General features: G+C 36.5%; 17 protein-coding genes. 8 read left to right on the forward strand and 9 right to left on the reverse strand.

Translation table 11 applies throughout. The features are described 5' to 3' along the window. The first annotated feature begins 28 nt into the window (after positions 1 to 28). The 3 genes from nusB (at position 29) to yajC (ending at position 1808) form a co-directional block, all read left to right on the forward strand. Complete coding sequence (gene nusB, locus WBG21_RS03645; RefSeq protein ID WP_340074912.1) at positions 29 to 973, forward strand: transcription antitermination factor NusB; 945 nt, start codon at positions 29 to 31, stop codon at positions 971 to 973. A 62-nt stretch (positions 974 to 1035) separates the two neighbouring features. Then, positions 1036 to 1518: a DUF1573 domain-containing protein gene (locus tag WBG21_RS03650; RefSeq protein WP_340074914.1), complete on the forward strand. Its 483-nt coding sequence runs from the start codon at positions 1036 to 1038 to the stop codon at positions 1516 to 1518. Between the two features lie 8 nt (positions 1519 to 1526). Continuing rightward, complete coding sequence (yajC, locus tag WBG21_RS03655; RefSeq protein WP_340074916.1) at positions 1527 to 1808, forward strand: preprotein translocase subunit YajC; 282 nt, start codon at positions 1527 to 1529, stop codon at positions 1806 to 1808. 390 nt (positions 1809 to 2198) lie between these two features. Here yajC and WBG21_RS03660 read toward each other — a convergent pair whose 3' ends face one another. Both WBG21_RS03660 and pepT read right to left on the reverse strand, forming a co-directional pair. Next, entirely contained in the window at positions 2199 to 2789 is a 591-nt protein-coding gene (locus WBG21_RS03660) for a YdeI/OmpD-associated family protein (RefSeq protein ID WP_340074918.1), read from the reverse strand. A gap of 12 nt (positions 2790 to 2801) precedes the next feature. Further along, positions 2802 to 4034, reverse strand: a complete 1233-nt coding sequence (gene pepT, locus WBG21_RS03665) for a peptidase T (protein ID WP_340074920.1) — start codon at positions 4032 to 4034, stop codon at positions 2802 to 2804. 96 nt (positions 4035 to 4130) lie between these two features. Here pepT and WBG21_RS03670 point away from each other — a divergent pair, with 96 nt between their 5' ends. Further along, a complete protein-coding gene (locus WBG21_RS03670) occupies positions 4131 to 5153 on the forward strand; it encodes a quinone-dependent dihydroorotate dehydrogenase (RefSeq protein ID WP_340074922.1) in 1023 nt (340 codons plus the stop codon). On the opposite strand, the gene WBG21_RS03675 is transcribed toward WBG21_RS03670, so the two are convergent. Then, positions 5154 to 6494 (reverse strand): M28 family peptidase, encoded by a 1341-nt coding sequence (locus WBG21_RS03675; protein ID WP_340074924.1) that lies wholly within the window; start codon positions 6492 to 6494, stop codon positions 5154 to 5156. A 107-nt stretch (positions 6495 to 6601) separates the two neighbouring features. Further along, on the reverse strand, positions 6602 to 7054 hold the full coding sequence (locus WBG21_RS03680; RefSeq protein WP_340074926.1) for a hypothetical protein: 453 nt from the start codon (positions 7052 to 7054) through the stop codon (positions 6602 to 6604). 219 nt (positions 7055 to 7273) lie between these two features. Here WBG21_RS03680 and trxB point away from each other — a divergent pair, with 219 nt between their 5' ends. Further along, positions 7274 to 8242 carry a thioredoxin-disulfide reductase gene (gene trxB / locus WBG21_RS03685; protein WP_340074928.1) on the forward strand — a complete coding sequence of 323 codons (969 nt, stop codon included), beginning with the start codon at positions 7274 to 7276 and terminating at the stop codon, positions 8240 to 8242. A gap of 88 nt (positions 8243 to 8330) precedes the next feature. Here trxB and WBG21_RS03690 read toward each other — a convergent pair whose 3' ends face one another. The 4 genes from WBG21_RS03690 to WBG21_RS03705 all read right to left on the reverse strand — a co-directional run bounded on the left by WBG21_RS03690 (position 8331) and on the right by WBG21_RS03705 (position 11686). Continuing rightward, on the reverse strand, positions 8331 to 9059 hold the full coding sequence (locus WBG21_RS03690) for a head GIN domain-containing protein (RefSeq protein WP_340074930.1): 729 nt from the start codon (positions 9057 to 9059) through the stop codon (positions 8331 to 8333). A gap of 53 nt (positions 9060 to 9112) precedes the next feature. Beyond that, positions 9113 to 10813, reverse strand: coding sequence for a PspC domain-containing protein (locus WBG21_RS03695; protein WP_340074932.1), 1701 nt, complete (start codon positions 10811 to 10813; stop codon positions 9113 to 9115). Beyond that, positions 10810 to 11148 carry a PadR family transcriptional regulator gene (locus WBG21_RS03700; RefSeq protein WP_340074934.1) on the reverse strand — a complete coding sequence of 113 codons (339 nt, stop codon included), beginning with the start codon at positions 11146 to 11148 and terminating at the stop codon, positions 10810 to 10812. Before WBG21_RS03700 ends, WBG21_RS03695 begins: the two co-directional genes overlap by 4 nt. Before the next feature lie 64 nt (positions 11149 to 11212). Beyond that, positions 11213 to 11686, reverse strand: a complete 474-nt coding sequence (locus WBG21_RS03705) for a DUF4870 domain-containing protein (protein WP_340074936.1) — start codon at positions 11684 to 11686, stop codon at positions 11213 to 11215. A 145-nt stretch (positions 11687 to 11831) separates the two neighbouring features. Here WBG21_RS03705 and WBG21_RS03710 point away from each other — a divergent pair, with 145 nt between their 5' ends. Further along, positions 11832 to 12287, forward strand: a complete 456-nt coding sequence (locus WBG21_RS03710; protein WP_340074938.1) for a DUF4442 domain-containing protein — start codon at positions 11832 to 11834, stop codon at positions 12285 to 12287. 108 nt (positions 12288 to 12395) lie between these two features. After that, positions 12396 to 12593: a hypothetical protein gene (locus tag WBG21_RS03715; protein WP_340074940.1), complete on the forward strand. Its 198-nt coding sequence runs from the start codon at positions 12396 to 12398 to the stop codon at positions 12591 to 12593. Between the two features lie 20 nt (positions 12594 to 12613). On the opposite strand, the gene WBG21_RS03720 is transcribed toward WBG21_RS03715, so the two are convergent. Beyond that, entirely contained in the window at positions 12614 to 13561 is a 948-nt protein-coding gene (locus WBG21_RS03720) for a LysR family transcriptional regulator (RefSeq protein WP_340074942.1), read from the reverse strand. Between the two features lie 116 nt (positions 13562 to 13677). Between WBG21_RS03720 and WBG21_RS03725 the strand changes: the two genes are divergently transcribed. Beyond that, positions 13678 to 14157, forward strand: coding sequence for a Dps family protein (locus WBG21_RS03725; protein ID WP_340074944.1), 480 nt, complete (start codon positions 13678 to 13680; stop codon positions 14155 to 14157). Positions 14158 to 14159 lie beyond the last annotated feature (2 nt).

Genomic DNA, 14159 nt, shown 5'->3' on the forward strand with positions numbered 1-14159 from the left:
CTTTCGCCTTTTAATTTTATGTTCTTTCATGTTAACAAGGCGACATATACGAGTAAAAGTAATGCAATCTATTTATGCATTAGTACAGTCACATAATACAGATCTCGATAAAGAAGAAAAGTTTTTGCTGCTTAGCATGAATGATATGTACAGCCTATACATTACATTACTTAATTTATTGGTAGCTATTCACAAGAAAGCAGAAGAACAACTCGTGATCTCTCAGAAAAAATACCTGGCAACAGAAGAAGAAAAGAATCCAAATAGAAGGCTTATTGAAAACCAAGTATTTCAATATTTGAAAAATAACAATGAACTTCAGGAAATTTCAAAAAAATATAAGCTAATAAACTGGGAATTAGAAGAAGAATATGTAAACATAATATACAAAGACATTATCAACAGTACTGATTACAAAAAATATATGGTTGATAAAAGAAATACCTTCTCAGAAGACAAAACGTTTGTCATAGAGGCATATAAAACCATTGTTGCAACAAATGAAAAGTTATACGACTTCATTGAAGACTATAAACTTACATGGGTAGATGACCTTCCTTCGGTAAATACACTATTAGTTAAAATACTGAGAAAGCTCAAGCCAACATCGAATGAAAAACATATGTTCCCTAAATTATTTAAAGATGAAGATGACAAGGAATTTGCTATGGTACTTTTCAGGAAAACAATTTTAAATAATGCGCTTTTTCAAAAAGAAATCACAGGAAAGACACCTAATTGGGATACTGATCGTATTACTGAAATGGATGCTATACTATTAAAAATGGCTATATGTGAACTGCATAAATTTCCCTCTATCCCTGTCAAAGTCACCATTAATGAATACCTTGAGATAGCAAAGGAATATTCAACCCCTAAAAGTAGCCTTTTTATAAATGGTATATTAGATAAACTGGTAAAAGAATACCAATCTAAAAATACGTTAAATAAGACAGGCAGGGGATTGATGTAAAAAAAATATTAGTATTTTTAGCTCCAAATTAATTAATTAGATAAAAAATAAAGAAAACAGTAATGAGAAAGACAGCTTTAATTTTAGGAATAGTAACATTGGGGCTTTTTGTGTCCTGCAAAAAAAATGACGCATCAAGCAAAGTGAAATCAGAAAATGTAGAAGTAGCTGCTGAACGCGATAATGCCGCCGGAAAGTTACCTATAATGGATTTTGAGACAAGGGACTATGACTTTGGAACCATTGAAGCCGGGACACCTGTAGAAACTGTTTTTAGGTTTACGAACACAGGAAATGCACCACTTATTATTACCAATGCTACTAGTAGTTGTGGTTGCACCGTGCCAAGTTACCCTAAAGATAAACCAATTGCTCCGGGAGAAACAGGTGAATTATTAGTAAAATTCAATGGCTCTGGAAAAAATCAAGTAACAAAGACCGTTACAGTTACTGCTAACACTCAAAAAGGCACAGAATACCTTACCATTAAAGCATTTGTAAATGCTAAAGACGGTACTGCAACGCCTATTGTAAAACAACAATAAAACTGTAGATGGAAACACTAAATTCATTAGCACCTTTTTTATTGATGTTTGTGGTCATTTATTTTTTTATGATCCGCCCACAAGTAAAAAAACAAAAACAAGAAAAGAAATTTGCAAGCGAACTCAAAAAAGGAGACCGGGTTATTACAAAGAGTGGGATGCACGGAAAAGTATTAGAATTGGGAGATGATAGTACTTGTATTATCGAAACATCCGCAGGGAAAATAAAATTTGAACGCTCTGCCATTTCTATGGAAATGTCAAGTAAACTCAATGCTCCTAAGAAATAACGCTTAAAAACATATTCCATAATTTACGAAAACACCCTGTTGCTGCAGGGTGTTTTTTATACAACAATATTTTATAGCTATAGAGAAACTAATAGATAAAAAACATGATGGATACGAGCAGAAGAGTGTTTATAAAGAACAGCAGGTTCCATGCTCTTTCCCATAGAACTTTTAGCACAAACCCGAAACTATATTGGCCCCAATAACCTATCAATTTAGGCCTCATAAGCTGTAAAGGGATGGGGTTTTGCCGACTTTGTATCTATGTAAAAATAGCGAAACAAATATCATAGCATTTTGTGATGTAGACGATTCGGTACTGAGAAAACAATCTGCTGACATTGAAAAAACGATTATCATAATAATTGGAAATTGCCTAAATACTGAAAATTACCGGTATTTATCATTTAACCCGATACCTTGTAAAATCATAGGAATTATTTTTTTGAGCCTTGTTTTTTGAGTGCTTTCACGTTTAGCACTTCCTATATATTCAACAAACTCCCGTTTTTTTGAAAGTGTATACTTATTGAAATACGCTTCCAACTCTGGTTGTTTTATAAAACCTGCTTTTAAAATCCCGGGGATGGTGAGTGGTTTGTTTTTAACTGGTTTTATTTCCCGTCCTTTCTTTTGGTTTTGAATAGCCTCTAACACATAGTTTTTTACTAAGCTTTCATCAATGGCTGTTATAGAATTATATCGCAATTGCCGCATCGCAACAGTTTTTCCTTCTTGTGCGTTAACTAAAACCTTTTTCTCATCTTTTAGCAAGGCTCCTTGAAAAAACCACAATCCCACATATGATTTAAATGCACCCAACCCTACAATATTTTTACCATCTATAGTATAAACCGGAGCTCCCCATTTGATAGTTTCATTCATGCCCAGTGTTTTTAAAATACCTCTGAGAAGTATCAGTTCAGCTTCCCATTGTTCATGTTCTTTAATGAAATTGGCTACCGTTTTATAAGACTTCATGATTTTGAATAGTTATTTTGTTGCATTTTCAGCAGTCAATTCACAAATCCGCACAATCACCTTGATGGCTTTTTCCATGCTTTCCACAGGCACATATTCATAAGGGCCATGAAAATTGTGCCCTCCGGCAAAAATATTGGGGCAGGGTAGGCCCATATACGAAAGCTGAGAACCATCAGTACCACCCCGTATTGGTTTGATGATAGGTTTGATGCCTAAATCTTTCATGGCTTTTTTGGCTGTTTCTACAATGTGAAAAACAGGGGCTATTTTTTCGCGCATATTGTAATACTGGTCTTCGATTTCTGCATGCAATGCACCGGGATATTTTTTATTGAGTTCATCTACAATGTGCAACATTAGCTTTTTTCGTGCTTCAAAAGCATTGTGGTCATGATCGCGTATAATGCCTTCAAGAGTTACTTTTTCCACACCACCTTCTGTTTTATAAAAATGGAAGAACCCTTGCTTGCCCTCTGTGAGTTGTGGGACTTCCTCTCCGGGGACTGTATTGAGGAATTCATTAAGAATTAAAATAGCATTGACCATTTTCCCTTTGGCATATCCGGGATGCACACTTTTTCCTTTAATGGTAATGGTTATACCGGCTGCATTAAAATTTTCATATTCCAGTTCGCCTACGCGGCTTCCATCCATTGTATACGCCCAGTCGGCACCAAATTTTTTTACATCAAAATGATGTGCTCCACGCCCAATTTCTTCATCAGGCGTAAAAGCAATCCGTATTTTTCCATGTTTTACCTCCGGGTGTTGGATGAGGTATTTCATTGCTTCAATAATTTCTGTAATACCCGCTTTATCATCGGCCCCTAACAACGTAGTACCATCGGTGGTAATAAGCGTTTGCCCTTCGTACAGTTTTAAATCTTCAAAATAATCAGGCGATAAAACCATTCCTTTTTTTTTGTTTAAAACAATGTCTTTACCATCGTAGTCAGAAATTATTTGCGGCTTTACATTGGTTCCGGTATAATCGGGGGTAGTATCAAAATGCGAAATAAAACCAATGACCGGAACTTTGTGTTTTACATTCGAAGGAAGCGTGGCCATAATATAAGCTTTATCATCTATGGTTACTTCTTGCATGCCTATTTCCATAAGGTCGAGTACCAGTTTATGGGCCAAATCCCATTGCTTTTTAGTACTGGGAATTGATTTTGAGTTAGGGTCAGATTGGGTATCTATTTTTACATACCTGATAAAACGGTCTATAATGTCCTGCATGAGTATCTTTTTTTATCAAAAATACTATATATAATTGTTCCGGGTTTCCATTGTGCTATTTTTTAATTAACGCTATTTTTGCACAAATAATCTTGCATGTATAAGTTCATCATCCGACCTCTTCTTTTTTTATTTGACCCTGAGCGGGTACACCATTTTACGTTTTCTTTGATCCGTTTTGTATGTAATAGTCCCTTCCTTTCAGGAATTATTAAAAAAACATATACTATTGATGATAAACGATTGGAACGAAAGGTGTTCGGATTGACTTTTAAAAACCCAGTAGGCCTGGCTGCCGGTTTTGATAAGGATGCCAAATTGTATAATGAATTGTCTTGTTTTGGGTTTGGTTTTATTGAAATAGGAACGTTAACCCCTAAACCACAATCCGGAAACCCTAAAAAACGATTGTTCCGGTTAAAAAAAGACCAGGCAATCATTAACCGGATGGGTTTTAACAATGAAGGAGTAGCAAAAGCGGTGGAACGGCTCAAAAAAAACAAAGGTGTTCTTGTTGGTGGGAATATTGGAAAAAATAAGACGACCCCCAATGAAGCTGCTATTGAAGATTATAAATTATGTTTTGATACTTTATATACATATGTAGATTACTTTGTAGTCAATGTAAGCTCTCCCAATACGCCCAATTTACGGGCACTTCAGGACAAAGAACCGTTAACAGCGTTATTAAACACGTTACAAGAGCAAAATGCGGCGAAACCTAAACAAAAACCCATACTGCTAAAAATTGCTCCGGATTTGAATGAGGAACAGCTTTTGGATATCATAGAAATTATAAAAACCACAAAAATAGCCGGGGTGATTGCTACCAATACGACAATTGACCGCAAAGATTTGAGATCTCCGAGCCGTTTAGTTGAGGAAACCGGAGGGTTGAGTGGAAAGCCTTTAAGCAAGCGAAGCACGGAAGTAATCCGGTTTTTAGCAGAGAAGAGCAATAAAGCATTCCCGATTATTGGTGTAGGGGGAATCCATAGTGTGGAAGATGCCCTGGAAAAATTAGAAGCAGGTGCTGACCTGATACAGCTTTATACCGGGTTTATCTATGAAGGCCCGGCATTGGTAAAAGCAATTAACAAACAATTGTTAGCTCTTTAATTATCTATAAGTTCCCGAAGGGAATACTACTAGACTTTCATGGCCATTTTTACCAACAGCGGCTACACCAAAATAAAAATTGTCAATTACAATTCCATCTAATGTATAATTATCTACATCGCCTACAAATCGGCTGTGTTCCCATTGAGGGGAAGTAGTTAACCGCCAGTAAACTTTATACCCTACAATATTGTCGCTCTCTGGTTTTTTCCATCGTAATTTTGTAGAAGGTTCTACAATACCACCTATTTCAACTTCTTGGGGTGGAGGTGGTGCCCAAGCAATGCTTGCTAAATTAATCGCATTGACAGCGGTAAGCTTCTTGGCATACTCAAAATTAACACCTTCTATGACATCACCATACTTAATACCATTTTCTACACGGATATCTTGATGTTGCCGATTATAGTTTTCATGTGCCTCCATAATCCGGATGCCTGCGTATCCCAGGTCGTTGAATGGACGGTGATGCCCGCCACGCCCAAACCGGTCTAAACGATAAATGAGCATAGGGCTCATTTCCGGCATATAAGTGGATACTTGCCTATGTACATAACGTGCCAGTTGCCGTGAAATACCATCTACTTCACCGCCATAGAAACGACGTAATCTCCTTGCTCGTTCTGTCTCAGTAGGGGGTACGGGTTCCGAAAAAATCCGGAATGTCTGGTTGTCTATAACCCCATCTACCCCTTCAATATTTCCGATCATGTCATTGTTAAGGATCCCTATAATATCCCATCCATTCTCTTTTGCATGTTGTGCGAGTCCTGCCCCGCCATACAAGCCTTGTTCTTCTCCTGAAAGTCCTACATAAATAATGCTGTTTTCAAATTGATAGTGGGAAAGTACCCTGGCAGCTTCTATGGTTCCTGCCATACCACTGGCATTGTCATTGGCCCCCGGCGAATCAGAGGTATAGTCAACAGGGTCTGAAACTCTAGAATCAATATCGCCACTCATAACGATATATCGGTTGGGGTATTTAGTACCTCGCTGTATAGCCACTACATTCACTACCCATACGTCTTTTACAATTCTCGCACCATCTCCTTTTTTGATGAAGTTCTTCTGATAGAATACTTCCAAACAACCCTTGCAATTCCCAGAAATGGTTTCAAATTCTTTTTTTATCCATCGTCTTGCAGCCCCAATACCACGGGTATCGGAAACAGTATCGCTTAGGGTATGGCGTGTTCCAAAATTAGCCAAGGTGCGAATATCTGATTCCAGCCTTTCTGCAGATACGGCATCTATGATATTATATAATCGGAAATCAGTTTGTGAATGGAGCAATGTAATACCTAATAAACAAGATAGCAGTGTAAGTTTTTGGATCATTTTGTACGAGATGTTTGTGTGCATTTAAAATTAAGAAAATAATATGATATCAATACCCCGCACAGGTTTTAAAACCTGTGCGGGGTATTTTCAAAAAAATGAAAAGGTTATTTAATCCGTCTGTAATTTTCTGAGAATAAGCGATTTCCCATGCCATCCGTATTTATCTGTCGATAATAATCATCTCCCAGTTCTAAATCAAAAGAAAATACCCGCATGGTATCAATAATTTTTAACATAGAAGCTGAGCCGTATTCTAAGGTTTCTGTTAGGGTAGAGTCTGTTGTTTGATAAGATCCATATCCGTACCATTCAGTAGAATCTAATGGTACTTTTCGAGACCACATAACTTTTCCACCAGTATATATCTTCACTTGCCTATATCCATTCATGCATGCTGTAGTATCTGATATAACATTATCCGTATAAGAGTAATGATCAACTAATTCCCAAACACCATCCAAAGAAGTTTTTTTTGCTTCGACTACTTCTTTTTTTGGTTTTTGATTGCAAGACAAAATGATGAGGGCGATAGTTAAAAAGAAAAGACTATTTTTCATGATATGTTTTTTAGTTGGTTGTAAACGTGTGACAAACACTTAAATTTACGCAAAAAAAATCAGAAGGTATAATAACTAACTCATCTATAGTTTATTAAGATTGGTCTGTTATTGCCTTCCTTTATCTCGGTATAATAACTTTTGATAAATACTTTGTAAGCTTTTTATCAAAAAACCTACTTTTGTTTTACAATTAAATTATTTATAGAAAGAATTATTATGGCTGATACAGTTGAAAAAATAAAGTGTTTGATTATTGGTTCAGGTCCTGCAGGGTATACAGCAGCTATTTATGCTGCCAGGGCTGATTTAAACCCTGTCATATATACAGGGATGGAACCGGGTGGACAATTAACAACTACAACCGAAGTTGATAATTTTCCCGGATATCCGGAAGGGATTGACGGCCCCACGATGATGGTACAATTGCAACAGCAAGCAGAGCGTTTTGGTACGGAGGTACGTATAGGGATGGTCACTGCTGTTACGTTGAGTGATGCAGTTGGGGGAATCCATAAAGTAACGGTTGATAATACAAAACAGATAGAGGCACAAACGATTATCATTGCCACAGGTGCCAGTGCTAAGTATTTGGGGCTTCCCAGTGAACAACGTTTACGTGGAGGGGGCGTTTCTGCTTGTGCTGTATGTGACGGTTTCTTCTATAAGGGTCAAGACGTAGCAATTGTAGGGGGTGGTGATACTGCTGCCGAAGAAGCTACTTATTTAGCCAATATTTGTAATAAAGTTACTATGCTAGTACGTAAAGACGAAATGCGTGCTTCTAAAGCAATGCAGCATAGGGTAAACAGTAAATCAAATCTGGAAGTCCGTTATTATACAGAAGTTGATGAGGTATTGGGAGATCAGGTAGTGGAAGGCTTACGAATGGTAAATAACCAAACTGGTGAGAAAGAGGAGATTAAAATTACCGGATTGTTTATTGCTATTGGCCATAAACCTAATACGGATATTTTTAAGGAACAGTTGGATATGGATGAGACAGGTTATATCATTACTAAAGGGAAGTCGACAAAAACCAATAAACCGGGTGTTTTTGCAAGTGGTGATGCCCAAGATAAAGAGTACAGACAAGCAGTTACTGCCGCCGGTACAGGTTGTATGGCCGCGTTGGATGCTGAACGGTATCTGACTACTGTTGAATCACCACAAGAGGTAGAGAGTTAATCTATCAAATAAGTGTTAATTATAAAAGGGAGCAGCTATTAAGCTACTCCCTTTTTTCGATTGGCTAAAGGTTGGTTAGATAAAAAAGTTAATTTTTTGAGATCCGTCCGGCAGAAGACCGGTCTTTTTTTACAATCTCAGGGTTTCCGGAATAGTGTACATCACCTCCACTGCTAGCATCTGCAGTAAGCTCATCTGTAACATTAACAGATATATCAGCACCACTGCTCACATCTGCTATACACTTTCTGGCAGTTAAATTAGTAGCCTTTATGTCACTTCCACTGCTAGCATCTGCGAAAAGGAAATCTGCTTTTCCCGATACTTCGATATCGGCACCACTACTACTATCAAGCCGCAACTCATCTACATCTACTTCTACTTCAATGTCTGCACCACTACTGCTATCAAGTCTTAATTCATCTACTTTTATAAGCCCTATGCTGTATAAATCGGCACCACTGTTACTGTAAAGTGCTGTTATCTCGGGTAGGCTTACATAAACTTTTTTAGATTTTGCCCTTCCAATGCGTTCTTCCGTATGGATTCTTAGAACCCCATTTTTTATATCGGTTCGTATAAACTCAATGATATTCTCATCAGCCTCTACTCTAATATCAGTTTTATCATCTTGTGTTACATAAACATCTAAACCTTCTGATGCTTTAATGACCGTAAAAGATTCATTGGTGTTTCGGGATTCGGTAACTACATTTCCGTTCCCTTTTTTTCCTTCTCCGATCATTACATCCCATTGACAGGATGTTAAAAATAAGGATAGGAGTAATGTTGTGATAATTTTTAATAGCGTTGTCATAATGTTTAATTTTTGTTTAATGATTGATTAATTCTTCTTTTATATAAAATTGGTTAGTTTGTTTTTATTTTCACACCGTTTTCGTCGATCTTCATCTTGAATTCTTCTCCATCACGGTCTTTAATGTTGATATCAAGCCCTTCTTCATCGATCCGGATGCTATTGGGTTCGGTTTCTTCATCATATGCAGTACAATCCAAACATTTCAATTCACCATCTGCTCCCATTTTCCATAGACGCCCTACAATACCACTTCTATAGAAACCTTTGTCATTTTTGGTGCTTCTTCCAATATTTCCATAGGTAGAATTATCTACTTTAACAACAGTTCCTTCGGGCAGGTAGATATCAATGTCTACTTCTTGGTCTCTAAACTTGTTTCTTGAATCGGTAGTTAAGAAGTCGTCCAATTCAATTGTCTTTTCAGAAGCGCGATATGCATAGTCAATTTTCCCGGCACGCTCTCTGGCATCAGAGTAAGTACGGCCATCAGCTTCTTTCCGAACGGCTACATAACTTAATGAATCGTTTGATTTCCGAATGTTAAACTGCACATCTTCAGAATAAATCCTTTCAGTATCATTTTCATCGACGATTAGTGCAAAGCTTGGATTTCTATAATAATGATCGGTATATTCATTTTCAGTGTTCATTTTAATAAGCAATGTGTCTGAAGTGCTCACAAATATTTGTTCTTTTGTTGATGTAGTTCCTGTATAAGCATGTTCAGAGGCTTGTCTTGCACCAATTATGATTAACCCTACAATAGCTAATAACCATATACCCAGCAGGGTGAATTTTGCGATATTGCCCATCGATTTTAAACTTCCTACCAATATTTTTAATCCTAGGTAGAACAGTAAAAAGAACGGGATGCCTATAGCAAAGAACAGTAGCAATGATGCAAGCCATAATGATACACCGGAGGTATTAAAAATATCAACAAAGTCTACTCCCGGAACATGGACGATGTCTGCAATGCCGGCTGAAAATAGGCCTACAAACAGGGCAATCAGTGCAGAAGCTCCTGTTATAATCAGGATGACTCCTATGAATTTTGCAACTATTTTGAAAAAGAACAGAATGATGTCGCCTATGGTATCAAAAAATGTTTTTGAGCTCGACTTTACTTTTGAGCCTACTTTTTCATAATCTACATTTTTTACCTTTTCGGAGACATTGTCAAACCCTTCTTTAATTTTTTTTTCAATGTTACTGATATTGACTGCTTCGCCCCGCATAGCTAATTTTTGCGCTGTTGTAGAAGCTTCAGGCACTAAAATCCAGAACAGGATGTATGCTATTAAGCCAAAACCTGAGAAAACAGTTACCAAGATAAAGATGAGCCGCATCCATAAGGCATCCACACCTAAATAGTATCCTAATCCAGAACAAACCCCACCAATATACTTATCTTCAGTATCTCTATAGAGTTGTTTACGCTCTTTATAAGTGCGTGATGTTTTAGGTTGGTCATCAAAGATCTCTTCGTCCAGAAGATAATCTTCCGGTTGTCCCATAACAGCAATTACTGCATCAACTTCTTTGATGCTTATAACCTGCCTGTCATGTTGTATTTTTTCGGCAAATAGTTCTGCTACTCTGGCCTCAATGTCAGCAATGATTTCATCACGGCCTTGTGCGCTTGAAAAAGAACGTTTTATAGCATCTAAATAGCGTTGAAGTTTTAGATAGGCATCTTCATCTATGTGAAAAAACGTTCCTGCTAAATTTATGTTTACTGTCTTGTTCATTTGTTCGTTTTTTGGCTTGTTACTATGTTAACTGCGTCTTGTAATTCTTCCCATGTGGTGTTAAGTTCTTTGATAAAGATCTTTCCGGTTTCCGTGAGTTGGTAATATTTTCTCGGCGGTCCGGAACTAGACTCTTCCCAGCGGTAATTTAATAACCCCGCATTTTTCAGTCTTGTAAGTAGCGGATAGATAGTACCCTCTACTACCAGCATTTTTGCACCTTTGAGCGTATTCAGGATTTCTGCTACGTACTTGTCTTCATCTTTTAAGATGGAGAGTATGCAGTACTCCAGGACCCCTTTACGCATTTGTGCTTTTGTGTTTTCAATGTTCATAGGGTTTTCTTTTTAGTGGTGTTAAACTGTTCATTTTTTGATTGATGTATGATTGATGTTACTTTTATTTTATAAAATTAATAGTCAGTGGATACCTATACCGGATGCCTTCACTGGCACGTATAGTGGCAATGATGGAACAAACAATATTTAAAACCGTTAATCCAAGCCCGAGGAGCCCTCCGACACCTATAGGTATCCAATTTCTTCTAAAACGGAAGAGATGGTCCAAGCGATCAAAATCTATAGTATGTACATTATGATCAAATATGTTTGTTGAGGTGATAAAATCGTTCGTAAATAAAAAGAAAGATGAAACGGAAAAGATACCTATAACAATACTGTATAATAAAATACTGATCTGAAAATTAAGTGCCTGTTTTCCATGATGGTCTATATAGTCAGATTCTTTTTTGTTAGAAACCCATAAAACCAATGGAAGGATAAAGTTTCCAAACGGAAAAAAATACCTAGCAAAGGTTGATGCATGTATAAATGCTGCTATATTTCGTTGGTGTTTGCTGATAGATAATTCCATAACCTATTATTTTCCTATGCAAATATATATCTAAAAAAAGGTATTATGCAAAACATAGTACTAAAATTTAACAAATATTTAAGAAAAAAATAAATTTAGATGCTATTGATATTTTCAATATTTTAGATCCAAATAATCAGTCTCGATGAAGATAACCCCTAAGAAACTCAATACATTCACAATGTTTAAACTCCCATCTGCATGGTTATGTGGAGTGCGGGTAAAGCATATAGATGATAAAAAATGTATAGTAACTGTAAAACACCGTTGGATAAATCAAAACCCTTTTAATTCGATGTTCTGGGCTGTACAAGGAATGGCAGCTGAACTGAGCACGGGAGCTATGGTAATGTCACAAATAAAAAAATCAGGAAAACGCATCTCTATGCTAGTAGCCAATAACAATGCCAATTTTTCAAAAAAAGCAACGGGAAAAATTACATTCACCTGCCATGATGGGCATTTAATAAGCAAAGCCATTAAAGAAACTATGGAAACAGGAGATGGGAAAACTTTTTGGATGCAATCGGTAGGTATTAACGAAGAAGGTGTCGTAGTGTCAACATTTAACTTTGAATGGACCATAAAATTAAAAGATTGATAGACAATGACTTATAGTGTTGATAACAATTTTTAACTTTTCTGAAACAATAAAATAGAGAGCGATACTGTTATTTTGTTATTGTAAAACTTAAAAACTATACCAATTATGGCTAGAGCTATGTTTGAATACACTCAGGTAGTTCTTCAGAAAGTTAGCTTTGATCCGGTTTTGTTTTGTAAAGAGTTGGAAAAAGCAGTGAAAAGGTTACTGCCCCATGAATTGGAAGAATTGCGGATATGGATTTATGAATACATCCATGGAAAACCTGAGTTGAACCAATGTTTAATTTATCTAAAATCATAAAACTGCCTATATAGGCAGTTTTATGATTTCTTTTTAGGAATAGGGCTTATGATTTTTACGTTGTGAAAAGCAATGGCACCTCTTACTACTCCGGCTATTATATCTTTTAAAGCTTCTATAATGTGTATTTTTAGCCCACTGCTATGAAAAATGAGGCTTACCTCTCTGGCTGGGTTAGGTTCTGTAAAATAACGAAGGTTCTTTTTCTCATTTTCTTTTATGTCCATTGAGTGTAGATAAGGCAATAAGGTCATTCCCAATCCTTCGTTAGCCAATTTAACCATAGTTTCGAAACTGCCACTTTCTAACTGAAAATGTTCATTTTGATTATTCTTGGCCGCTTTGCATAAGTTGATAACCCCATCCCTGAAACAATGCCCATCTTCTAAGAGAAGGATATCATCTAAATTAAGGTCTTTCGTGTCAATATTTTTCTTGTTATGCAATCGGTGGTTTGGAGGGACGTAAGCTACAAAAGGCTCATAATAAAGAGGGCGTTCTGTAATTTTTTCATCGTTAAGAGGTGTAGCGGCAATAGCAGCATCTATATATCCTTCTTTTAATCGTTGTATGATGGTCTGTGTATTTAGTTCTTCAATCTTGAGGTTTATTTTTGGGTACTTTTTGATGAAATTATGAAGGAACATAGGCAATAATGTGGGCATAATGGTAGGGATAATCCCTAACTTAAATTCACCCCCCACATAGCCCTTTTGTTGTTCTACAATATCCATAATACGACCAGACTCATTTATAATATTCTTGGCCTGCTCGACAATCTTTTTACCTATTTCAGTTAATTGAATGGGTTTTTTACTTCTATCAAAAATCAACACATCCAATTCTTCTTCCAGTTTCTGGATTTGCATACTGAGTGTAGGCTGTGTAACAAAACTTTTTTCTGCAGCTAAGGTAAAATTTTGATAAGTGGCTACTGCAAGTACATATTGAAGCTGTGTAATGGTCATATTGTATAAGTTTAGATGATAAAAGTATAAAAACTATCAATAAAATCTATACTTATACCTATAAAATCATGGTTATATTTATAGTAAATCAAAGAAAACATATAAAAAAACAGATTATGCAGTTAAACAGTTTAGGGCTCAATGCCCAAAAAACAAATGAAATTATAAAAGAGCTCAATACATTATTAGCTAACTTTCAATTGTATTACCAAAACTTAAGAGGTATTCATTGGAATATACGTGGAAAGCGCTTTTTTGACCTCCACGTAAAGTTTGAGGAATTGTACAACGACGCACAGTTAAAAGTGGATATGGTAGCTGAGCGTGTATTAACCTTAGGGGGCACACCACTACATACTTTTGAAGATTACGTAAAGGCAGCTAAAGTCCCTGTCGGGAAGAATGTTTCCGTTGATGAAAATGCCGTAGTATTAATTGTAAATTCGTTAACCGGATTATTAAAAATAGAACGTCAAATATTAGACAAATCCGATGAGGCTAACGATGAAGGGACTAATTCTATGATGAGCGATTTCATTACGGAACAGGAAAAAACCATCTGGATGATGAAGGCATGGTTGGACGAAGAAATATGATA

The organism is Leptobacterium meishanense, assembly GCF_037645805.1.
Classification (GTDB): Bacteria; Bacteroidota; Bacteroidia; order Flavobacteriales; family Flavobacteriaceae; genus Leptobacterium_A; species Leptobacterium_A meishanense.